1 pseudogene is annotated in these 610 nt (G+C 71.3%); it reads right to left on the reverse strand.

Annotated elements, in window-relative coordinates:
- Positions 1-610, reverse strand: a pseudogene (locus I5E_RS01350) (PTS lactose transporter subunit IIC); the annotation flags it as partial.

The following is a 610-nucleotide window of genomic DNA, read 5'->3' on the forward strand; positions in this document are numbered from 1 at the left end:
ATGAACACGGCGATCGACCCGGCGACGAAGCCCGGTGCGATGCCCGGACGGTCGGCGATGGCGTACGCGATGTACCCGGCGAGCGCTGCCACGAGGAACCCGAGGGACACGCCACCGATCTGGAACGCGGCGGCCCCGAGGTAGTAGGCCAGGCCCTCCGGCGGCAGGTTCAGCAGCGTGTAGTTCGTGAGCGTGTAGACCGCGTTGTTCTGCCCGGAGTCACCGTGGGTCAGCGCGATGCCGTACCCGGCGAGCAGGAAGCCGAGCGCGATGAGGAGCCCGCCGCCCGCGACGAACGGGATCATGTAGCTGACACCGGTGAGGAGCCAGCGCTTGAGTGCCTGCCCGAAGTGCTCGTCCTTCGCGGTGCTGGAACCGGCCTCGGCAGCGGAGCCGTGCACGCGTGCGGCGTTGGGGTCGTCGGCGGCGCGGAGCGCCTCGGCGATCATCTTGTCCGGTTCGTCGACACCGCGCTTGACCGGTCCGGCCACGAGCGGCTTGCCGGCGAAGCGACCGCGGTCGCGGACGTCCACGTCGACGGCGAAGACGACGGCGTCGGCGCGGGCGATGAGCGCCGGGTCGAGGGGCTCGACCTGCGAGGACCCCTGCG

This window comes from Curtobacterium sp. B18 (assembly GCF_000333375.1).
GTDB lineage: Bacteria > Actinomycetota > Actinomycetes > Actinomycetales > Microbacteriaceae > Curtobacterium.